Consider the following 22,524-nt stretch of genomic DNA (forward strand, 5'->3'; position numbering starts at 1 on the left):
AGACTCTTGCACGTAAAACCCGATTGAACTACCTGACAGAAATGACAGTGCCGACGAACGGTTTGGGTCGATCGATGATCGCCATCAACCGCTGGATCGTCGCCAGGTCTGGCAGCAAGGCGTGGCTCACCTGCACCTTGTGCCGCTCAGAGGCTGCAATGATGGGGAGCTGCGCGTGCTTGCCGTCGAAGATCAGGGCGTGCGCCAGCTGTTCGTTGTCGAGACAGAAATCCAGAAGGTTCAGCTTGCCTTGAGCCAGGCCAGCATTGATGACCAGCAGATCGAATGGCTCGCAGCCATATTCGACCAGGTTCAGAAGCTCCTCGAGGCTTTGCACCGGCGCCACCCGGAAGTAATCGAGCTGGTTGAACAACCGCTCGATTTTCATCCGGTTGAAGTGTTGATTGTCAGCGATCAGGATGCGTAAGGACTTGCTGGGCAACGTGGCCCCCCGGGTCAGATTGATGAGGGGGCAAGGCTACGGAAGACCTACAGCGCATTCTGTAGGAAAAATCCGAAATACCGCCCGCCAAGTCTGACGCGGGTCATGGAGATGCGACGAAGGCGGCCTCACAGCCGCCGAAGTTCTCAGCTGGCCGTCGCCAGGAGCAAATCCGCCATCGAGCGATGCCCGCGCTTCTTGCCATGGTCATACAGCGACCCGGCAATCTCGTCCGCGCGAATCGGCAGGATCGACAGCAGCGTGTCGCTCAAGCCATGGCTGGCCTGGCAGAAGCCCTGCATATAGATGCCGGCCTTGCAGCGCTCGTCGGTGATCAGTTTGTAGTTGCGATCCACCTCGAAATCACCCAGGTACTGCTCCAGCGGGGCCAGCAGCTTGCGGTGCATCTGCCGCTCGTAACCGGTGGCCAGCACCACGGCGTCGTAGTGACGGACCGTGACTTCGCCGGTGGCGTTGTTGCGCACCGCCAGTTCGATGCCACGCTCGGTGGCGCTGGCTTTTTCGATAGTGGTCAAGGTACGGAACGCATGGCGAGCAATGCCCGAGACTTTCTGCCGGTAGAAAATGCCGTAGATGCGCTCGATCAGGTCGATGTCCACCACCGAATAGTTGGTGTTGTGGTATTCGTTGACCAGGCGCTCACGCTCGCTGCTTTCCTGCTGGAACACCAGGTCGGTGAACTCCGGCGAGAACACCTCATTGACGAACGGGCTGTCGTCCGCCGGTTTCAGGGCAGAACCACGCAGGATCATGTCGACCTGCACCGACGGGAAGCTGTCGTTAAGATCGATGAAGGCTTCCGCTGCGCTCTGCCCGCCACCGATGATCGCGATGCTCATCGGCTGGTTGTTCACGCACGGCTGTTTGGCCATCTGCGCCAGGTACTGCGAATGGTGAAACACCCGATTGTCGCCCTTGAGCGCCTTGAACGCCTCGGGGATCCGCGGCGTACCGCCCGCGCTGACCACCACCGAGCGGGTGGTTCGCACATGTTGATGCCCAGTGCTATCGCGAGAAATCACCCGCAGCGCTTCGACCTGCTGGTTGTGCAGCACCGGTTCGATGGTCAGCACTTCTTCGCCATAACGGCTCTGATTCTCGAATTGCGCGGCTACCCAGCGCAGGTAATCGTTGTACTCCATGCGGCAGGGATAGAACGTGCCCAGGTTGATGAAGTCCACCAGGCGACCGTGGGCCTTGAGGTAATTGACGAACGAGTAAGGACTGGTCGGGTTGCGCAGGGTCACCAGGTCCTTGAGGAAGGAAATCTGCAGCTCGCTCTGGGTCGACAGGGTGTTGCCATGCCAGCTGTAGTGGGCTTGCTTGTCGAGAAACAGCACATCCAGTTCGCCCTGGCTCGGCCCGCGCTCTTGCAGGGCGATGGCCAGTGCCAGGTTCGAAGGGCCGAAACCGACGCCGATCAGGTCGTGAACGATGGGCGATGCAATTGCCTGTGTCATTTCCAGTGTCCTCTGGATGAACCCCCGAGCGGCGGGGAGATAAGCCTAAGTGACCTGGCCGGCCTTGAGCAGGACAGCAGGTCGTCTGTTGATTAGGAACGAGGACAGTGAAATAAAATTTAACAAGAACAGGTCAGCGCGAGGATCAATGCGCATCCCATTGGCGCATCCGCACCCGGCAATGCTTCATGGCGTTGACGATGTGCTTTTCTACCAGGGCCTTGGAGATGCCCAGGTGTTCGGCGATCTGCGGATGTGAAAGGCCTTCGATCTTGCGCAGCAGGAAACTCTCGCGACACAGTCGGGGCAATTCCGCCAGGGCGCGCTGGAGCATGTCCAGGCGCTGGCCGTGATCGAGGCTGCTGAGGGGCGATGGGCTGAAATAGCGCTCTTCGTTGTCGAGCACCTCCAGCGACTCGACCTGGCGCAATGCATTGCGTCGGTGATCGTCGATCACCAGGTTCAAGGCCGTGCGATAAAGGAATGCCCGGGGCTGCTCGATCGGCGTGTCGCTGGAGCGTTCCAGGACTCGCAGATAAGCGTCATGCACCACATCTTCGGCCACCTGGCGGTTGCCGAGCTTGGCGTTGAGGAAACACACCAGCTCTCGATAGTAGTTTTCCAACATGACTCCCGTCCGCAGGGGTGCGGTTTCTGTCCTTGAGCCCGCTCATCGACCACAAAAACAGACAGTGGCACGATAGTGGCAATTGAAGTGCGTAATTTATAGTAATTCTCATATAGATTTAAAGTGTTGCTTTGTCTTGCCCGACAAATAGTCATGGGCTACCGCTGATCGTTCCCATGCTCTGCGTGGGAATGCAGCCCGTGACGCTCCGCGTCACCCTTGCGCAAGATCCGAGCCTTGCGTCGGCAGTGGAACGCGGAGCGTCCCTGGCTGCATTCCCACGCGGAGCGTGGGAACGATCAGTTGAGGCAAGCCACAGTGTTACGCCGTGTGTCCGCGGCTAAATTCCCTGCTGCTGTCCTCGTCTACAAGGACAGCTCCATGTTCCTGCCGGCTCCACGGCAGTGTTCAACTGCTTTGGAACCCTGCATGAATCGTCCCCGTCACACCCGACGCGCCCTGCTTGTAGCACTCAGCCTGATTCCCGTTGTCGCCGTCGCGGCCTGGCAGTTCATCCCGCCCGGGCGTGACCAGTTCGCCACCGTGCAAGTCACCCGCGCCGACATCGAAAGCAGCGTCACGGCCTTGGGTACCCTGCAACCCAGGCGTTATGTCGACGTCGGTGCCCAGGCGTCCGGGCAGATTCAAAAGATCCATGTGGAAGTCGGGGACGTGGTCAAGGAAGGCCAGCTGCTGGTGGAAATCGATCCCTCCACGCAACAGGCCAAGCTCGATGCCGGGCGTTTCTCCATCGAAAACCTCAAGGCGCAGCTTCAGGAACAACGCGCGCAACACGACCTCGCCCAACAGAAATACCAGCGTCAGCAAAACCTCAAGGCCGGCAACGCCACCCGCGAAGAAGACGTGCAGACCGCCCAGGCCGAACTGCGCGCCACCCAGGCGCGCATCGACATGTTCCAGGCGCAGATTCGCCAGGCCCAGGCCAGCCTGCGCAGCGATCAGGCCGAGCTCGGCTACACCCGGATCTATGCGCCCATGTCCGGCACCGTGGTCGCGCTGGATGCCCGGGAAGGCCAGACCCTTAACGCCCAGCAACAGACCCCGCTGATTCTGCGCATCGCCAAGCTGTCGCCAATGACCGTGTGGGCCGAAGTCTCCGAAGCCGACATCGGCCACGTCAAACCCGGCATGAACGCCTGGTTCACCACCCTCAGCGGCGGCACCCGACGCTGGAAAAGCACCGTACGGCAGATTCTGCCGGTCCCGCCCAAACCCCTGGACCAGACCAGCCAGGGCGGCGGCAGCCCGGCCAGTTCGAGCAAAAGCGGCAGCGCGCGGGTGGTGCTGTACACCGTGCTGCTGGACGTCGACAACGCCGACAACGCGCTGATGGCGGAAATGACCACCCAGGTATTTTTCGTCGCAGACCAAGCGCAGAACGTCCTGACCGCGCCGATCGCCGCCCTGCAGGCCGGCGTGCAAGCCGACAGCCAGACCGCGCAAGTGGTGGCCAGGAATGGCAGCATCGAACAGCGCAACGTCCGCACCGGCATCAGCGATCGGCTGCGGGTGCAGATCCTCGACGGCCTGCAGGAAGGCGATCACTTGCTGATCGGCCCGGCCGACGGGAGTGGCGGTTGAATGCAAACGCCCCTGATCGACCTTTCGGACATCCGCAAAGCCTACGGCGGCGGCGACGCCCCTGAAGTCCACGTATTGCGCGGCATCGACCTGTCGATCCATGCCGGTGAGTTCGTGGCGATCGTCGGCGCCTCCGGTTCCGGCAAGTCGACACTGATGAACATCCTCGGCTGCCTCGACCGGCCGACCTCGGGCGAATACCGCTTCGCCGGAGAAAACGTCGCCGCCCTGGACAGTGATGCACTGGCGTGGTTGCGCCGCGAAGCCTTCGGTTTCGTGTTCCAGGGTTACCACCTGATTCCGTCCGGCTCGGCCCAGGAAAACGTCGAGATGCCGGCAATTTATGCAGGCACCCCGGCCGCCGAACGCCATGCCCGCGCCGCCGCCCTGCTCGAGCGCCTCGGCCTGGCCACGCGCACTGGCAATCGTCCGCACCAGCTTTCCGGTGGTCAGCAGCAGCGGGTGTCCATTGCCCGCGCCTTGATGAACGGCGGCCATATTATCCTCGCCGACGAACCCACCGGCGCCCTCGACAGCCACAGCGGCAAGGAAGTCATGGCGCTGCTCGACGAGCTGGCGAGCCAGGGCCACGTGGTGATCCTCATCACCCACGACCGCGAGGTGGCGGCGCGGGCCAAGCGCATCATCGAGATCCGCGACGGCCTGATCATCAGCGACAGCGCCCGGGACAACCCCGCCGCGCAAACCTGCGCCAATCCCGGCGCGTTGCAAGCGGTGGACCTGCGCAAGCGCCTGACCGAAGGCGCGCAAGCCAGCGGCGCCTGGAAAGGCGAACTGGTCGATGCGGTGCAAGCTGCCTGGCGGGTGATGTGGATCAACAAGTTCCGCACCGCGCTGACCCTGCTGGGGATCATCATAGGCGTCGCTTCGGTGGTGGTGATGCTGGCCGTCGGCGAAGGCAGCAAGCGCCAGGTCATGGCCCAGATGGGCGCGTTCGGCTCCAACATCATTTACCTCAGCGGCTCGTCGCCCAACCCGCGAACACCGCTGGGCATCGTCACCCTGGACGAAGTCAAGGCAGTGGCGAGCCTGCCCCAGGTCATGCGCATCATGCCCGTCAACGGCCAGGAAGCCGGGGTCCGCTTTGGCAACCTCGACCACCTGAGCTACGTCGGCGGCAACGACACCAACTTCCCGGCGATCTTCAACTGGCCGGTGGTGCAAGGCAGCTATTTCACCGAGGCCGATGAACGAAACGCCGCGGCGGTCGCGGTGATCGGGCACAAGGTGCGGACCAAGCTGCTCAAGGACGTGGCCAATCCCATCGGCCAGTACATCCTCATCGAAAACGTGCCATTCCAGGTGGTCGGCGTGCTGGCGGAAAAAGGTGCGAGCTCCGGCGACTCCGACAGCGACGACCGCATCGCCATCCCCTACTCCGCGGCCAGTGTGCGGCTGTTCGGCACCCATAACCCGGAATACATCGCGATTGCCGCCGCCGATGCGCGCAAGGTCAAGGAGACGGAACAGGCCATTGAGCAATTGATGCTGCGCCTGCACAACGGCAAGAAGGATTTCGAACTGACCAACAACGCGGCGATGATCCAGGCCGAAGCGCGCACGCAAAACACCCTGTCGCTGATGCTCGGTTCGATTGCCGCGATTTCGTTGCTGGTGGGCGGTATCGGGGTGATGAACATCATGCTCATGACCGTGCGTGAACGGACCCGCGAGATCGGCATCCGCATGGCCACCGGCGCCCGCCAGCGCGACATCCTGCGCCAGTTCCTCACCGAAGCGGTGATGCTCTCGGTGGTCGGCGGACTGGCCGGGATCGCCCTGGCGCTGATTGTCGGCGGCGTACTGATCCTCAGTGAAGTCGCCGTCGCGTTCTCCTTGATAGCGGTGCTGGGCGCCTTCGGCTGCGCCCTGGTCACCGGTGTTGTCTTCGGCTTCATGCCGGCCCGCAAAGCTGCCCGACTCGACCCGGTCACGGCCCTTACCAGTGAATGATTTCTTGATGAAGCCGCAATTGAGTTTGCTGACCCTTTGCCTGTTGCTAGGCGCCTGCGGCAGCCCTGCCCAGCGCCCGGACAGCGGCATTGCGCCGCCCGCCGCCTGGCAATCGCCGCACACAGCGGGTTCCACCCGCGACAACCAGCAATGGTGGAACCGCTTCGGCAGTCCGCAACTGGGTCGCCTGATCGAACAGGCCCGAGTCGGCAGTTACGATTTAGCCGCCGCTATTGCCCGAGTACGCCAGGCACAGGCCGAAACAGTAGTCGCTGGCGGCTCGCAGTTACCTGAGGTCAAGGCCGGGTTGAACGCCAACCGGCAGAAGTTGCTGCGCGGCAATGGCTACAGTCAACTCGACGCCGACAGCGATAACAACGCGGTCGACTACTTCACCGCCAACCTGACTGCGAGCTACGAAATCGATTTCTGGGGCGGCCAGCGCGCGTCCCGTGACAGTGCGCAATTCGCCTTGCGGGCCAGCGAGTTCGATCAGGCGACCGTCGAGTTGACGCTGCTCAGCGGTGTCGCCAGCACCTATGCGCAAACTTTGTCGCTGCAGGAGCAGAGCCGAATTGCCGAGCTTAATCTGGCCAACGCCCAGAATGTTTTGAAACTTGTGCAGACCCGCTACGACTCAGGTTCGGCAACAGCTCTGGAGCTGGCCCAGCAGAAAAGCCTGGTGGCCGCGCAACAACGGCAATTGCCACTGGTGCAGCAGCAGGCCATCGACGCGCAGATCAGCCTCGCCACCCTCCTCGGTCGCCCGGTGCAGGAACTGGCGCTGGGCCAGGAACACTTCGATCAATTGTCCTGGCCCGCCATCGACGCAGGTGTCCCCAGCGAATTGCTCAGCCGCCGCCCGGACATCGCCCGGGCCGAAGCGCAACTGGCCGCCGCCCAGGCCGACGTCACCGTGGCCCGCGCCGCGATGTTGCCGACCGTGACCCTGAGCGCGGAAATCGGCTCCGGTGCCGACCGTGCCGGCGACATCCTGCGCAGCCCCTTCTACAACCTCACCGCCGGATTGCTCGCCCCGGTGTTCAACAACGGGCGCCTGGGCGCCGAGCGCGACAAGGCCACCGCGCGCCAGGAAGAACTGCTGGAAACCTACCGCGGCGCGATCATCAATGGCTTCGCCGACGTGGAAAAAGCCTTGAACAGCATTCGCGGGCTGGACGAACAGCGCCAGTGGCAAAGCGAGGAACTGAGCCAGGCGCAGACCGCGTTCAACATCGCCCAAAGCCGCTATGAAGCCGGTGCCGAGGACTTGCTGACGGTGCTGGAGACGCAACGCACGCTGTATGCGGCGCAGGATTTGAATGTGCAGCTGAGGCTGTCGCGGATGCAGGCGAGCATTGCGTTGTACAAGGCACTTGGGGGTGGGTGGCAGGTTTTGTAATTGCTGCGCCTGTCAGGCCGCCATCGCTGGCAAGCCAGCTCCCACAGGTTATGTGTCGAGCCGAAATCATGTGCCACGCATTATTCCCTGTGGGAGCTGGCTTGCCAGCGAAGAACGATAACGCGGTCGTCAGACCTGACTTTGCTTGGCCTTCAAATTCCGCGCATACCAAGGCCGCTGCGGCACCTTCCTGAACAGATCCGCCAGCTTCTTCTCATCCTCACCAAAGGTAATCCGCAGCGCCAGCTTCATGGTCTCCGGATCCATCTCCACCGACTTGCCCGCCTGCAACCCCGGCGTGGTGTTGCAACCATGGGTGCCCGGACCCAGCCACGGATCGTCGATCTCGACCCAGCGCCCCGGTGCGAACCACTGCACGCCATTGACCTCAAGCCGGCTCACCTCCCCCGGATGAAAGCGTTCATGGGCGCGGAACCAGTCTTCCAGGCGATCGTCGATCCAGCCGTGGAAGTGCCAGAACACCGGGTTCACATGGGACGAGAAAGGATCGCCGAGAAAGTCGTTTTCCGGCGCATACCAGCGTGCGGAAAAGTCCGCCGGATCGCGGGCGAACGGCACCGGCTGACCGTTGGACGGGTCGCGCGGCACCGAGGCCCAGCGCATGTGCAGCCAGTCATGCAAGCCCAGCTCGACCTCCGAGCCAAACTGCCCCAGGGTCAACTTCGACAGGTAACGCGGGTCGCGGTACTGCGACTCCCAGACCTGGAAATTGCTGTGGTAGGTCTCGGCGGTCTTGATGTCGCTGACCCATTGCGAATACTCGTCATCGTCTTCGGCCAGCCAGGTCGGCGGCAGCGCCGTGCCGTCGTGGTTGTCGAAATAATGGGCGAAGCCGATGCGGTCCCGGAGCAACTCCGGTTGCGGCAAGGGGAACTGCGTCCACGACGGCAAATCCTGCATCGAACGTGCGGTGCCGAGCATGTGCCGGTGCATGAAGAAAAAGTCCACGCCCGAGCCGTTGCGATCCTTGCGCGTGCCACGGGCGTCACGTTCCTTGTCCCGCGGCCCGGGCTGCCAGCCAATACCGCGCAAGGCGTTGCGCTTGTCTTCGGGCAAGGTGTGCCATTTATCCCTGGACGCATGCCAGAGCTGGTGGAACAACCGATGCTCCTGGGATGTCAGCCAGGCCAGCAAAGGCGGATTCAGACCGGTGCGTTCGCGGGCTTCGGGGAACACTTTCTTGACCGCAACGAAACGATTGTCCTGGGCCGTCATCATCAAGGGACGATCCAGGTCCAGCACGCGACCACTGAGGCTGCCGCTACCGGCATTGCCGAAACCGGCCCAGACTTCGTCCAGCGCCATGCTGAACTCGTAGTCACAGCTGCCACGGGCGCTGAGCAAGCGCCAACTCAACTGCGCCGGCTTGACCCCGGCCACATCACCGAGCACCTGATAGCGCGGCACTTCGTGTGAACGCAAGCGCTCGGCGGTGTCGAGAAAACCAACCAGACCACGGCCCTTGTGGCCGATGTCGAGAAACAGCTCCAGTCCGTCCCGTGGCAAGCCTTCGAGCCCGGCATCACGGCCTTCGAAACGGATCTGCCAGACACCGCGCAGCGTATTCGCCAAGCGTTGACCGGCAACATCCGCCACATCGAACGACGCTTCGCCGGGGGTGATCGTCGGATCCGGCTTCGTCCACTGGCGATGCCCATAAAAAGCCGCGGGCACGGCAGCACCGGTCAGCGCCAGGCCTGCCATGAACCATCGTCGAGAAATCTTCATTGCCCTACCTGTGTCAGCCATGAAGCAGGCTTTATCCAAGCTAGAACGTTTGTTGCTCTCACAAATTTAAAAGCTTCGCGAGCAGGCTCGTTCCCACATTGACCGAGTGAACACTGAAGATCCCCTGTGGGAGCGAGCCTGCTCGCGAAGAGGCCCGCACAAACACTAAATTCCTCCCCCGCTGACTCGTTCCTCCCAGATAGCAAAGGCTCCCTGACTGAGAAGGCAATGACAAAACCACGTTCGAAAAAGGCTCTTTTCATCGGCCTGCCGTTGGCCCTGGCGATCAGCGCGGGTGCAGGCTTTGCGGCCTGGGATTACTGGTTCAAGGACAATCCCGGCTACCCGGTCAAGGTGATGAAGCAGGCCGATGAACTGCATGAGCGCCTTCTCTCGTTCGACAGCCACATCACCGTGCCCATGGATTTCGGCACCGCCGGCAATGAAGCCGACAAGGACGGCAGCGGCCAGTTCGACCTGGTCAAGACCGGGCGCGGACGCCTGTCCGGGGCGGCCCTGACGATTTTCGGCTGGCCGGAAATCTGGAACGGCCCCAACGCGCCGCATCGCCCCACCGCCGGCTTCATCGAAGAGGCACGCTTCGAACAGGAAACCCGCTACAAGATCATCAGCGCCCTGGTGCGCGACTTCCCCAACCAGGCTGCCATCGCCTACACCCCCGACGATTTCCGGCGCCTGCATGGCGAAGGCAAGTTCGCGATCTTCCTCAGCATGCTCAACGCCTACCCCCTGGGCAACGACCTCAATGCCCTGGACAAATGGGCTGCGCGGGGCATGCGTATGTTCGGTTTCAGCTACGTGGGCAACAACGCCTGGGCCGATTCGTCCAGGCCCTTGCCGTTCTTCAACGATTCGCGGGATGCCCTCGGCGGTCTCTCGGACATCGGCAAGCAGGCTGTACAGCGTCTCAACGACCTTGGCGTGATCATTGATGTGTCGCAGATGTCGACCAAGGCCCTGGAACAAGTGGCCCGCTTGAGCCGCACGCCGATGGTGGCGTCGCACTCCGCCCCGCGCGCCCTGGTGGACATCCCGCGCAACCTCAGCGACCACGAAATGCAGTTGATCAAGGACAGCGGCGGCGTGGTGCAGATTGTCGGTTTCCCGACCTACATCCGCCCGCTGAGCCAGGCCACCCAGGACAAACTCAACGCCCTGCGTGCGCGTTTCGACCTGCAACCGCTGCAAGGCCTGGAGATGGCGTTGATGCCGGGCGACCCGATCATCACCGTATGGTCTGAGCAACGTTTCGGCGAATACGCCAGCCAGCTCTACGCGATTGTCGACGAAGAACCCAAGGCCACCCTCAAGGACTACGGCGACGCGATTGACTACGCGGTGAAGAAAATCGGCATCGATCACGTCGGCATCAGTTCCGACTTCAACGATGGCGGCGGCCTGGACGGCTGGAAGGACGTCAGCGAGGCGCGCAACGTGACCGCAGAGCTGATCAGCCGCGGCTACAGCGAAGCCGATATCGCCAAACTCTGGGGCGGCAACTTCCTGCGGGTCTGGGACCAGGTCGAAAAATCCTCCAGGCCCGTCGCCAAAAACTGATGCCACTTTTGCCAAGCGAACCCGAAGCCATGACCAACCGTCGCTCATTCCTCAAGCAGGCCGGCATTCTCGCCGCCGGCCTGCCCCTGGCTGCTGGCGTGAACCTGCCAGCGGTAGCCGGCAATCCGCCGCCTTTGCCCAAGGGCAAATGGGCGCAATTGCGCCAGCTGTTCAATCAGGACCCGGACTACCTGCATTTCGCCAACTTCCTCGTCACCTCCCACCCCACGCCGGTGCGCAACGCGATCGAGATGCACCGCGCCAACATCGACCGCAACCCTGGCCGGGCCATGGACTGGGACCTGCAGGAAACCGAGAAACGCGAGCACAACGTGCGGGTCTGGGCCGGGCGTTACCTCAATGCCAAACCCGAGCAGATCGCGCTGACCGGCAGCACCACGGAAGGCCTGGCGATGATCTATGGCGGGATTCATGTGCGGCCCGACCAGGAAATCCTGGTCAGCGAACATGAGCACTACTCGACCAACTACACCCTGGAATTTCGTCAGCAACGCCAGGGCACGAACGTGCGCAAGCTCAAGCTGTTCGAGAACAGCCGCGACATTTCCGTGGACGAAGTGCTGGGTTCGATCGCCAAAGGCATCCGCCCGCAGACCCGCGTGCTGGGCATGACCTGGGTGCAATCGGGCAGCGGCGTGAAACTGCCGATCGGCGACATCGGCAAACTGGTCGAAGAGCTGAACCGCAAGCGCGACGAGAAAGACCAGATCCTGTATGTGGTCGACGGGGTGCACGGCTTTGGTGTCGAGGACTTCGAGTTTCCCGACATGCACTGCGACTTCTTCATCGCCGGCACGCACAAATGGATGTTCGGCCCCCGTGGCACCGGAATCATTTGCGCCCGCTCCGCCGAGCTCAAGAACGTCACGCCGATCATTCCGACCTTCAGCGAATCCACCGACTTCGCGACCATCATGACCCCCGGCGGTTATCACAGTTTCGAACACCGTTGGGCCGCGGATGAAGCGTTCAAGCTGCACCTGGATTTGGGCAAGGCCGAGGTCCAGGCGCGCATTCATGAGCTCAACACCTATGCCAAGGATCGCCTGCTGGAACAGCCGCGGATCGAACTGGTCACGCCAAAAAGCCCGCAACTGTCCGCCGGTTTCACCTTCTTCCGGATCAAGGACCAGGACTGCGAGAAGGTCGCCAGCCAACTGATGCAGAACCGTGTGGTCTGCGACTCGGTGGAGCGTGACGCCGGCCCGGTGGTGCGCATCGCCCCCGGCCTGCTCAACAGCGAACACGAAATCGACCGTTTCATGGCGTTGCTCAACAAAACCGCCTGACGCCGTCTGCAATCCTTGGTGCCGATTGCTTTTTTGTAGGAGCCAGGCTTGCCGGCGAAGGCGATCTCAAGGACGCCTTCGCCGGCAAGCCTGGCTCCTACAGATACCGCTTCCGGCTCCAGTTCCGGTTCCGGTTTTGGTCCCGGTTTCGCACCCGTTTTTTCTTTGATCGAGATGTCTCATGAACAGTGATCTGCTGTCTCCCCTCAAGGCCCTGGCCCTGACCGCCCTCATGGCCAGCCTGCTGCCGTCTGCCGCACAGGCCGCCACTGCCCCGCCAGCGGGCAAGGTATTCAAGGACTGCAAGAACTGCCCGGAAATGGTCGTGCTGCCCGCCGGGACCTTCACCATGGGCACCCCGGATGACGAAGTCGGTCGCGAGCCCGATGAAGGTCCGATGCATGCCGTCACCTTCGCCAAACCCTTCGCCATGAGCCGCTTCCAGATCACCGCCGGTGAGTGGGACAGCTATGTGAAGGAAAGCGGCGTGACCATCGCCAACGGCGATACCCGGCCAGGTCGCGAGTGCGTCGCCAGCAAGCCGCGTTACCCGCAGGGCCCGCGCCAGCCGGCGGTGTGCATGAACTTCGACGATGTGAAGAACTATGTCGCCTGGCTGTCGAAGAAAACCGGGCAGACATACAGCATGGTCAGCGAAGCCCAGCGTGAATACGCCGCACGCGGCGGCACCCAGGGTCCGTTCCCCTTCCCGTTCGATGAAGGCAAGGGATACAGCATCGCCAAACACGCCAACACCTACGGTCCGGCGGACGGCTACAGCTACAGCTCGCCCGTGGGCAGCTACCCGCCCAACGCCTTCGGTATGTACGACATGCACGGCAACGTCTATGAATGGGTCGAAGACTGCGAACACCCGGACTACGTCGGCGCCCCCACCGATGGCAGCGCCTGGCTGGAACCCAATTGCGAAGCCGTGCGCATCCGCGGCAACGACTGGGGGGAAGCCCCGGTGTTCTCCCGCTCCGGTAACCGCAATAGCCAGTACCCGCAGGAACGCGGGGACTGGATGGGCTTTCGCGTAGTGCGCGAGCTCTAACCCACCCCCGCCCCCCCTGTAGGAGCGAGCATGCTCGCGATGGACGTTAACGATTACGCGGGGGGGCCAGGTACCCCGTGGTGTCCTGAAGTCCATCGCGAGCATGCTCGCTCCTACAGGGTTCCATGTGATGCCTGTCACCACCAATCGCCCACCCTCTAAATTAACCCCTCGACCAGACGTTCTACTGGGTATCTGCCTTCCGACCCAAGGAACCGTCTTCCATGACCCAGCCTACCCGAGGCGCCATCGGCGAATTGTTCGCCCTGCTCAAACCCTTTCGACTCATTGTCGCCGCGTCCATATTCCTGGGCATGGTCGGCGGCCTGAGCGTCACGGTGTTGCTGGCGACCATCAACAATGCCCTGCATTCGGACAGCGGCCTGACCCAGGGCGTGGTCGCGCTGTTCGCCGGCCTGTGCCTGCTGGCGCTGGCCAGTTCGATCTGCTCCGACATCGGCACCAACTACGTCGGCCAGCACATCATAGCCAAGCTGCGCAAACAGTTGGGCGAGAAGGTGCTGTCGGCGCCGATCGAGCAGATCGAGCGCTACCGCAGCCATCGCCTGATCCCGGTGCTGACCCACGACGTCGACACCATCAGCGATTTCGCCTTCGCCTTCGCACCGCTGGCGATTTCCCTGACCGTGACCCTGGGTTGCATGGGCTACCTGGCGATCCTGTCGTGGCCGATGTTCCTGATCATGGTGGCCGCGATCCTGATCGGCAGCGCGATCCAGGCCTACGCCCAGAGCAAGGGCGTGCAAGGTTTCATGGCCGCCCGCGACGCTGAAGACGAGCTGCAAAAGCACTACAACGCAATTGCCGAAGGCGCCAAGGAACTGCGCATCCACCGCCCACGCCGCCAGCGCATGTTCACCTCGGGCATCAAGGGCACCGCCGAATTCATCTGCAACACCCAGGTGCGCTCGATCAACACCTTCGTCATCGCCAAGACCTTCGGCTCGATGCTGTTCTTCGTGGTCATCGGCCTGGCCCTGGCCCTGCAAACGTTCTGGCCGAGCGCCGACAAGACGGTCATGAGCGGTTTCGTGCTGGTGCTGCTGTACATGAAAGGCCCGCTGGAACATTTGATCGGCACCCTGCCGATCGTCAGCCGCGCGCAGATCGCTTTTCGCCGCATCGCTGAACTGTCGGAACAATTTTCCACCCCGGAACCGCACCTGCTGCTCAGCGACCAGGGCAACGCCAAACAAGCCGTTCATGAACTGCAACTGGCGGACGTGCGCTACGCCTTCCCCTCGGTCGAGGGTGCCGCGCCGTTCCAGCTCGGGCCGGTCAACCTGTCGATCAAGCAGGGGGACATCACCTTCATCGTCGGCGAGAACGGCTGCGGCAAAACTACGCTGATCAAGTTGCTGCTGGGCCTGTACACACCGCAACAGGGGCAGATCCGGGTCAACGGCGAGGCCATCGACGCGCACAACCGCGACGACTATCGCCAGCTGTTCACCACCATCTTCGCCGACTACTACCTGTTCGACGACGTGGTCCAGGGCGACACGCAGATCCCCGAAGACGCCAACAAATACCTGCAGCGCCTGGAGATCGCGCACAAGGTCAGCGTCAAGGACGGCAACTTCACCACCACCGACCTTTCAACCGGGCAGCGCAAGCGCCTGGCGCTGGTCAATGCCTGGCTGGAAGAGCGGCCGGTGCTGGTGTTCGACGAGTGGGCGGCCGACCAGGACCCGACCTTCCGGCGGATTTTCTACACCGAGCTGCTGCCGGACCTCAAGCGCCTGGGCAAGACCATCATCGTGATCTCCCACGATGACCGTTATTTCGATGTCGCCGACCAACTGGTGCGCATGGAAAGCGGCCGGGTCGTCACCGAGCTGACGGCTGCCTGACCCCAAATAACATTTTTTTCACATTTCTTTTCCGGTTTCATAATCGCATCTCGTCTTAATAATCATTCCTATTAACAAAAACTCTGCACGACACTTTTCAGGAGCACAGGCAAGTAATGCGATCTCTTCCACGCCGTACCCCTCTCGCGCTGGCCGTACAGCGCCCGTCATTGCACAAGACGCTGTTGACCAGCGTCCTGCTGACCGCCACGTTGCTGGGGAGCACGATGGCCAACGCAGCACCTGTAAAAGTGAGTATTGCCGTGCAGCCGCTGTCCAGCGCGCTGACCCAACTGGGCATGCAAACCAACCTGCAAATCCTCTACAGCCCGGATCAGGTGGCCGGCATCAAGTCCCGCGCCGTGTCCGGCTCGCTGGAGCCTTCCGCGGCCCTGGCCGAGATGCTCAAGGGCACCGGCATTTCGTTCCAGATCAACGGCAACAGCGTGACGCTGGTGTCGGGTGGCTCATCGAGCCTGCAACTGGGCGCCACGACCATTTCCGGCCAGGCCCTGGGCCTGACCACCGAAGGCACCGACTCCTACACCACGGGTGCGACCACCACCGCCACCAAGTTGCCGCTGACCATTCGCGAAACGCCGCAGTCGGTTACCGTGGTGACTCGCCAGCAGATGGACGACCGCGGTGTGACGAGCGTCGCCGATGCGCTGCGCAACACCCCGGGTATCACCACCCAGAAGTACGACAGTGACCGTACCGAGTTTTCCGCCCGAGGCTTTGCCATCACCAACTTTCAGTACGATGGCGTCAACATTCCCTACGACGGCGTGTACGGTGAAAACCCCAACAACAGCGATGACGCTGCCAGCCTCGACCACATCGAAGTCATCAAGGGCGCGACCGGCCTGATGACTGGCGCCGGCGACCCGGCAGCCACGGTCAACCTGATCCGCAAGAAACCAACCAAGGAATTCAAGGCCTCGGTCAGCGCCACTGCCGGTTACTGGGACAACTACCGTACCGAAGGCGATATCTCCGGCTCGCTCAACGATAGCGGCAGCGTGCGCGGCCGTTTCGTCGGTGCCTTGCAGGACAAGGATTCCTACATCGACCACTACAGCCAGAAGAAAGACCTGTACTACGGCATCCTCGAAGCCGACCTGACCGACGATACGCTGCTGACCCTTGGCGTCGACAAGTCCAGCGCCACTCCACGCGGCAGCTCCTGGACCGGTAACTCGCCGTACTACAGCGACGGCGGTCGTACCGACTTCTCTCGCGGTTTCAACCCGGGCGCCGACTGGAGTCGTCGTGACTTCGACAGCACCACCTACTTCGCGTCCCTGGAACAAGCCCTGGCCAACGACTGGAAACTCAAGGCCAGCTTCGACCAGAAAACCACCGACCACGATACCCAACTGGCCTCGGCGAGCGGCGGTTACCCGGACCGCAACACCGGCGAAGGCATGTTCTTCTACTGGGGGCGCTGGGAAGGCCATCGCGTGCAGAACACCGCTGACGTGAACGTCTCCGGCCCTTTCACCCTGGGCGGTCGCGAGCATGAACTGGTGGCGGGTTTCATGACCTCCCATTCCCGTCAGACCGGTGCGACCTACGACACCAGCGAGTTCGGGCTGGTCCCGGGCGACATTTTCGACTGGACAGGCCATATCGCTAAACCGGACTTCCCGAAAAACGGCAAATACGAGCGCACCCAGAGCCAGAACGGCGCTTACCTGGCCACGCGCCTGCGCCCGACCGATGACCTGTCGTTCATCCTTGGCGGCCGCGTAAGTACCTACAAGTACAACGAGGATTACACCTACTACCCGGGCGCCGGCCTGTCCGATACCCACGCCAGCTACAAGGAACACGGCGTGGTTACGCCTTACGCCGGCGTGGTCTATGACTTGGACGATACCTATTCGGTCTACGCCAGCTACACCAGCATCTACCAGCCACAGATCTACAAGGATGCGAGCGGCAAGACCCTGGAACCGGTTGAAGGCGACAGCTACGAGACCGGCATCAAGGCGGCCTACTTCGAAGGCAAGCTGAACGCCAGCCTGGCCTTGTTCCAGATCGAGCAAGACAACGTCGCCCAGTACGTCACCACCAACACCGACAACGGCCAGGACGTCTATGAGCCCATCTCCGGTGCCAAGACCAAGGGTGTGGAACTGGAACTCGCCGGTGAACTGGCCGAAGGCTGGAACCTGTCTGCCGGCTACACCTACGCCCGTACCCGCGACCAGGACCATCAACGCATCTTCGGTTTCCCACTGGCCACCAGCAAACCGGAACACGTAGTGCGCACCTTCACCACTTACCGCCTGCCCGGCGCGCTGGACCAGTTCACCGTCGGTGGCGGTGTCAGCTGGCAGAGCGCGTTTTACGGCCAGAGCTACAGCCCTAACGTAGGCGGCGGCGAAGGCGGCAGCACCATGCTCAAGCAAGGCGGCTACACCCTCGTCGACCTGATGACCCGTTACCAGTACGACGACCACCTGAGCTTCACCGTCAACGCCTACAACGTCTTCGACAAGCGCTACCTGACCGGCCTTGGCAACTTCGGCACCACCTTCTACGGCGAACCGCGCAACATGCAGATCACCGCGAAGTACGACTTCTGAGGCTGAGCTGAAATGAACAATGCCCGTATCGAGAGATGCGGGCATTTTTGTATTGGCCGATATTTGCGGTGTCTGTGATGCCGTCATCGCGAGCAGGCTCGCTCCCACAGGGGATCTTCGGTGTGCACAAATTCCGAGTTCACCTCGGTCAACTGTGGGAGCGAGCCTGCTCGCGATGGCGACAGTCGCCCCAACATTGACTATTCAGGCGGATCGATCCGGTCCAGTGCACGATTCACCGCCAACTCCCCCAACATGATCACCTGGGCAATCCCCAACAACGAGTTACGACCAGTCCCTTGCATATGATCCGCCAGATCCAACGCCATGACGTTGGCCGAAGCCAGCGACTCACAGGCGTGGGCCAGCAGGGTTTCGACATCGAGTTCAGGGTTGACGATGAACATGCTGCAGAGCTTGCGCGGGGTGGACTGGATATCGGCGGCTGAGGGGATGCGGTCGTTGGAATTGTCTGAATCGGAATCTTCCGACGAGGATGTCGGATCGGAATCCGGCGGATTCGGTGTCACTTTGAACATATTTGCAAACTCCCTGAATGGAGCCGCAACCACCTTGCTACTAAACGAAGGGTGGCGGCTGTGCGCAGGTTAGTAGACCGGGGGAGTTAGCATTAACCGGCGCGCCGAAGCGCCCTGCGCACAGCCACCATCAAGTGCAGGCATATGAATACCTGACTGAAGGGAGCGCTATGCACCTAACTAACAACCCTCGGGCTACTAAACCCGATCACTGACAATCAGTGACCCGATCCAAGTTACCGAGCGCCCCCAAGTCGCACAAGCCGGTGGATTCTGGAGTAACTGTAGGCAACGACGCAAGGTGCTGTAGCTTTCTGGAAGTAACCTGTCTGGCAATTAAACGCGCTACAAATTGCTCGAAAAAGCGCCGCAAATAGAGGCCCAACAACCCTCGACCCGAACGCTTGAATGCCGTCCGATTCCACCGCGCAACACCCCTCTCCAAACCCGGCACCATTCCTACAGATCCGGCGCACAACCATCTCGGATGCTTCCTACGTTTGTAATGGAAGAATCCTATTTCGACCCTTGTCGGTTTCTTGAAAGCTATCGAGCTGCTGTTCCAATAATTCAAATACTCAAGGACCGATATGAACGACACCCTGCGCCGTACGGACACACTCAACCCTTTCAAAGACGTTATATGCGGCAGACAGAAAGATTACTGGGTGAGCCCGTCGCGAACATGCCCTATCGGGCGATTAATGAGGCCACCCGTACCGGTTATGTTTCTGAATACGCTGGCCAGAGCGATGCTCAAGGCGTGATCCGCCTTGACGGCCTGCACCCGCTGGCCATCACACTCAAGATCGAGGCCGCTCCTCTGCTCGAGCAGATGCAGGCTCGCCGCCTGCGTGCCGTACGGCCCGAGCCACCTCGTCCTGGCCTGGGCTGCCAATTTTGGTTGTATCTTCAGCGAAAGCGTAGGGCAGGCTGAGAAATGTTGAGGCGAGTAGGGGAATGTATAAGCTGGCGGTGAAATGTTCTTGGGATTCCTCGATAACATGCAGGGTGTTGGGGGGCAGTTGAAATAAATACTTATGGCGGAAAGGTAGCGTGACAGTGCTCACAAGGAAGAGAAAATTTTAACGTAGGTGAGAGTTAGTCAAATCTTATGCGAACGCAGCTAATGCCTGTTATGAATTCAGGGTGATGGAAAGCCTTATGGATCAAGCGCAACCCCGGTACAACGACAGTGCCAGCATCGTGTTTAATAAGGTCCCAGATATCGAGGCTGGTTGTCACGTTGTCTTTTGTGGTTCTGAGCGTAACAGTGTAATTGTCGGTGTTCATACATCCGTTAATGTCGTTGCCCTGCGTTCTGTAAGTGCTTAGTTGTATGGTTGCGGCCGATCGAGCATTTTGAAGATGTATTGATGGTCTCCTATTCCATCCGCCGCGGCAGCCTTTTTCTTTTAGATAGAGGTCTACCTGTCCTTCCTCTATTTTCAATGAGCACACTGGGTCGCCAGCGACATAAATGGTTAGGGTGCCAGGGTCAGGTTCTGTGGCCATTGCCAGTACAGACTGAAAAAAGAAAATTGTAACCAAAAGCCTGAAAAAGCTCTTCTTGAAAGTGTTCATCTAAATGCTTCCGTACATAGTACCTTTCATGGATGGCGGCAATATCGACCGCCCGTTCGTATTAACCATAACCTCTTTTCAGTCGTAGACAACCTAGCAGTTCTGCTAGGTAGGCAAGTCGATTATTCAGGCGTAAAAACACTTCCATGAAAGGGCTCTCACCCATGAGCCGATTTGAACCCCGAACAAATCATACGTGATGGAGCTCAGGATATGGCGGATACCTACCCCCGCACCGAAAGTCCCCCTGGGGCCTGGCAATGCACTCGACCTTGAGCAGTTAGGCAACAACAACTTGACTACCCATGTTCACTTCCCGGGTATTGAACAGGCACGGGGCGGTAAAATCTTCCCCCGCTGGTGGGGATGTAACGCGCAAGGTGAGGCAGGAGATAACGACCCAACTGAAGAATGGCCGATTGATGGGGTGCTTGAGCCCGACGGGCGCCCAGTGACATTCCCCAATGCATTGCTAAAAGGTCTGAATCAAGGCTGGGTGTTTTATTCATATTTCGTGCAGCTTCCTGGAAATAGTCATCGAGAGCCCGAATCAAAACGCCTGTTTTTCTACGTCGGAAAACGCCCTTCGGTGATCGCGGATCTGGCGGCACCGCAGATCATGGAGTCCCATGGACTGGCACTGGATCCAGACAGAAACGAGCTGCCTTCTGACGGTGTCATGATTGTGGCGCCCCCTTAACCGTTACAGTGAAACTGCCGAAAGAGCTCGAAGCGAGAACCCTGCTAGGTATATATCGCTCAACCCGATGCACGTTTACCGATCACACGGCCAGTGAAAAATCTTATTAACGCGATGGATACCAACGTAGCGATGTAGAGCCCATACGGAAGGGTCAGAGCGATCTTTATGAAGCGAAGTTACCGATGAATGGTGGTGGCGCATGTCAATGGCGTTTGAGCAACCTGACCTTTGGCGTTAAATATGGAGATCCGACGTTTTTTGCCAGAACGTTAACTTTGGAGCGGATGGTGGGGTGATCGTGATATTCGCCCACAACAACTCGCCGCGAGGCGGAGCAAACATCAAGGTCGATGGGGAACTGACGATCAAGAAGGACTACTACCCTTGGGTGAATGAATCATTTATTGGGAAGTATAAAAAGGACGTCAGTCTATTAAGCGAAGGTCAATATTACTTCTTGAGTTATCAGGCACCGAAGGCACGCCAAGTCTATTTTGAGCCGATCCTGCACACCGCTTTTCTGGTTAGTTCGGTAGGGCCTAAAGTAAAGGAAAAAGGTAACTTCGCAGGTTTCACCTATCCCGATGGCAGCAGTGAATTTGTGGCTCGTGCCAAACCGGATTTCTTGAAACTACAAACAATCCGGACTGGACGCGCCCGCGATTGTTTCACCGTCGGGCGTTACGCCAACTGCCCAGACCGCCGCCCACAGTTACTGTCCGATTGGCTGCCCGAGCCTGGTAAACCAGGTTACGGGCGCTACGTAGTTGCGGACGAATGGGGTAACACACTGCCGTCGTACTTCTATCGACTGATCGGCGAAAACGATCAGGTATTCCGGGGCTTGACCGAGCTCAATGGGCGAACTGAACCGTTGCCGAACAACGTACATCCGCTGCGCAAAGCCGAGTTTCCCGAGCGGGTATGGTGATGTCTTGAGCGCTGAAACTGAGAACGAAAAAAGGATGTATTTGATCGTTCCCATCCTCCGCGCTGTGACGCGTGTGTTCGTTTACGTCAAAACCACGATCGCATCCACCCCGCCACTTGCGCATGAATCCCTTCCACCTCACTCAACAACCCCGCCATCCGCAAAAAGTCATGGGTCATGCCCGGTTGTTCCAGCAACGTCACCTCATTCCCCGCAGAACGCAAGCGCTCGGCGTAGGCCAACCCTTCGTCATGCAGCGGGTCATGCCCGGCCAGGTACAACAACGCCGGTGCCAAACCCGACAGGTCATCGGCCAGCAGCGGCGAGCACCGCCAGTCGGCCAGGTCCTGCACGGTGCGTGCGTAGTGGGCGTAGAACCAGTCCAGGGTAGGGGTTTCCAGAAGGTAGCCCTCGGCAAAATCCCGGTGCGAGGCGCGGTGGGTGGTGGCGTCGGTCACGGGGTACACCAGCAGTTGGGCTTTGGGTTGCAGCGCCAGTTCCGCAGGCTCGCGAACGGCGATGATCGACAACACTGTGGCCAGTGTCGCGCCGACGCTGTCACCGGCCAGGGCCACTCGCGCGGCATCCAGGCCACGGGACGCGCCTTCGCGGGCCAGCCAGTTGCCGGCGTCGCAGGCGTCCTGCACCGGGGTCGGGAAACGCCATTCGGGGGCCAGGCGATAATCCACGGTCAAGACGGCAAAACCGCCCTGGGCCGCCAGGCGTCGACACAGCGCGTCGTGGGAATCGAGGCTGCCGACCACGTAGCCGCCGCCGTGGAAATACAGGATTACCGGTTGCAGGGCGTCGGCTGTTTGGCCGTCACGGTATAGGCGCGCCGCGAGGCTGTGGCCGTCGCGGGCGGTGATGGTGAAGTGGTCGCAGGCGATGTGGTCCAGCGGCACATCGAGGAACCCGGAGGATGCTTCGAAGTCGATCCGCGCCTGTTGCGGGGTCTGTTCGTGCATCGGGCGGCTCTTGCCGGTGAGGCGGCCGAACTCGGCGAGTTCGAGGAAAGCTTCAAGTTCTGGCAGTAGGGCCATTGGACGAATCCTTTACGTTTCAAGGTAGAAAAT

At 60.6% G+C, this 22,524-nt stretch carries 18 protein-coding genes; 11 read left to right on the forward strand and 7 right to left on the reverse strand.

What is annotated here, in order from left to right:
* Positions 1 to 28 precede the first annotated feature (28 nt).
* The 3 genes from OH720_RS23155 to OH720_RS23165 form a co-directional block, all read right to left on the reverse strand.
* Positions 29 to 442, reverse strand: coding sequence for a response regulator (locus tag OH720_RS23155; protein ID WP_272603044.1), 414 nt, complete (start codon positions 440 to 442; stop codon positions 29 to 31).
* Between the two features lie 146 nt (positions 443 to 588).
* Positions 589 to 1,923, reverse strand: coding sequence for a lysine N(6)-hydroxylase/L-ornithine N(5)-oxygenase family protein (locus OH720_RS23160; RefSeq protein ID WP_272603045.1), 1,335 nt, complete (start codon positions 1,921 to 1,923; stop codon positions 589 to 591).
* Between the two features lie 145 nt (positions 1,924 to 2,068).
* A complete protein-coding gene (locus OH720_RS23165; protein WP_008056197.1) occupies positions 2,069 to 2,551 on the reverse strand; it encodes a sigma-70 family RNA polymerase sigma factor in 483 nt (160 codons plus the stop codon).
* 429 nt (positions 2,552 to 2,980) lie between these two features.
* Here OH720_RS23165 and OH720_RS23170 point away from each other — a divergent pair, with 429 nt between their 5' ends.
* The 3 genes from OH720_RS23170 to OH720_RS23180 are packed head-to-tail and all read left to right on the forward strand — an operon-like array spanning position 2,981 to position 7,529.
* The gene (locus tag OH720_RS23170) at positions 2,981 to 4,153 is read left to right on the forward strand and encodes an efflux RND transporter periplasmic adaptor subunit (RefSeq protein ID WP_272603046.1); all 1,173 of its coding nucleotides are present in this window, start codon (positions 2,981 to 2,983) and stop codon (positions 4,151 to 4,153) included.
* Positions 4,154 to 6,127 carry a MacB family efflux pump subunit gene (locus tag OH720_RS23175; protein ID WP_272603047.1) on the forward strand — a complete coding sequence of 658 codons (1,974 nt, stop codon included), beginning with the start codon at positions 4,154 to 4,156 and terminating at the stop codon, positions 6,125 to 6,127. It abuts the gene before it with no gap.
* Positions 6,128 to 6,134: 7 nt separating this feature from the next.
* Positions 6,135 to 7,529 carry an efflux transporter outer membrane subunit gene (locus OH720_RS23180; protein ID WP_272603048.1) on the forward strand — a complete coding sequence of 465 codons (1,395 nt, stop codon included), beginning with the start codon at positions 6,135 to 6,137 and terminating at the stop codon, positions 7,527 to 7,529.
* A 129-nt stretch (positions 7,530 to 7,658) separates the two neighbouring features.
* Here OH720_RS23180 and pvdP read toward each other — a convergent pair whose 3' ends face one another.
* Complete coding sequence (pvdP, locus tag OH720_RS23185; RefSeq protein WP_272603049.1) at positions 7,659 to 9,278, reverse strand: pyoverdine maturation tyrosinase PvdP; 1,620 nt, start codon at positions 9,276 to 9,278, stop codon at positions 7,659 to 7,661.
* Positions 9,279 to 9,506: 228 nt separating this feature from the next.
* On the opposite strand from pvdP, the gene pvdM reads away from it, so the two are divergent.
* The 5 genes from pvdM (at position 9,507) to OH720_RS23210 (ending at position 17,691) form a co-directional block, all read left to right on the forward strand.
* Positions 9,507 to 10,856, forward strand: coding sequence for a pyoverdine-tailoring dipeptidase-like protein PvdM (pvdM, locus tag OH720_RS23190; RefSeq protein WP_272603050.1), 1,350 nt, complete (start codon positions 9,507 to 9,509; stop codon positions 10,854 to 10,856).
* A 29-nt stretch (positions 10,857 to 10,885) separates the two neighbouring features.
* Positions 10,886 to 12,166, forward strand: coding sequence for a pyoverdine-tailoring periplasmic protein PvdN (gene pvdN / locus OH720_RS23195; RefSeq protein WP_272603051.1), 1,281 nt, complete (start codon positions 10,886 to 10,888; stop codon positions 12,164 to 12,166).
* A 181-nt stretch (positions 12,167 to 12,347) separates the two neighbouring features.
* On the forward strand, positions 12,348 to 13,223 hold the full coding sequence (gene pvdO / locus OH720_RS23200) for a dihydropyoverdine dehydrogenase (RefSeq protein ID WP_272603052.1): 876 nt from the start codon (positions 12,348 to 12,350) through the stop codon (positions 13,221 to 13,223).
* A 224-nt stretch (positions 13,224 to 13,447) separates the two neighbouring features.
* On the forward strand, positions 13,448 to 15,097 hold the full coding sequence (locus tag OH720_RS23205; RefSeq protein ID WP_272603053.1) for a cyclic peptide export ABC transporter: 1,650 nt from the start codon (positions 13,448 to 13,450) through the stop codon (positions 15,095 to 15,097).
* 116 nt (positions 15,098 to 15,213) lie between these two features.
* A complete protein-coding gene (locus OH720_RS23210) occupies positions 15,214 to 17,691 on the forward strand; it encodes a TonB-dependent siderophore receptor (RefSeq protein ID WP_272603054.1) in 2,478 nt (825 codons plus the stop codon).
* Positions 17,692 to 17,891: 200 nt separating this feature from the next.
* Here OH720_RS23210 and OH720_RS23215 read toward each other — a convergent pair whose 3' ends face one another.
* Positions 17,892 to 18,230, reverse strand: coding sequence for a DUF6124 family protein (locus OH720_RS23215; RefSeq protein ID WP_272603055.1), 339 nt, complete (start codon positions 18,228 to 18,230; stop codon positions 17,892 to 17,894).
* Between the two features lie 643 nt (positions 18,231 to 18,873).
* Here OH720_RS23215 and OH720_RS23220 point away from each other — a divergent pair.
* A complete protein-coding gene (locus OH720_RS23220; protein WP_272603056.1) occupies positions 18,874 to 19,167 on the forward strand; it encodes a hypothetical protein in 294 nt (97 codons plus the stop codon).
* 164 nt (positions 19,168 to 19,331) lie between these two features.
* On the opposite strand, the gene OH720_RS23225 is transcribed toward OH720_RS23220, so the two are convergent.
* Positions 19,332 to 19,814 carry a hypothetical protein gene (locus tag OH720_RS23225; RefSeq protein WP_272603057.1) on the reverse strand — a complete coding sequence of 161 codons (483 nt, stop codon included), beginning with the start codon at positions 19,812 to 19,814 and terminating at the stop codon, positions 19,332 to 19,334.
* A gap of 295 nt (positions 19,815 to 20,109) precedes the next feature.
* Here OH720_RS23225 and OH720_RS23230 point away from each other — a divergent pair, with 295 nt between their 5' ends.
* On the forward strand, positions 20,110 to 20,514 hold the full coding sequence (locus OH720_RS23230) for a hypothetical protein (RefSeq protein WP_272603058.1): 405 nt from the start codon (positions 20,110 to 20,112) through the stop codon (positions 20,512 to 20,514).
* A gap of 295 nt (positions 20,515 to 20,809) precedes the next feature.
* Positions 20,810 to 21,448, forward strand: coding sequence for a hypothetical protein (locus OH720_RS23235; RefSeq protein ID WP_272603059.1), 639 nt, complete (start codon positions 20,810 to 20,812; stop codon positions 21,446 to 21,448).
* Between the two features lie 86 nt (positions 21,449 to 21,534).
* Here OH720_RS23235 and OH720_RS23240 read toward each other — a convergent pair whose 3' ends face one another.
* Positions 21,535 to 22,491: an alpha/beta hydrolase gene (locus tag OH720_RS23240; protein ID WP_272603060.1), complete on the reverse strand. Its 957-nt coding sequence runs from the start codon at positions 22,489 to 22,491 to the stop codon at positions 21,535 to 21,537.
* Between the last annotated feature and the right edge of the window lie 33 nt (positions 22,492 to 22,524).

The sequence above is a fragment of the Pseudomonas sp. WJP1 genome (assembly GCF_028471945.1).
In the GTDB taxonomy this organism is placed as follows: Bacteria; Pseudomonadota; Gammaproteobacteria; order Pseudomonadales; family Pseudomonadaceae; genus Aquipseudomonas.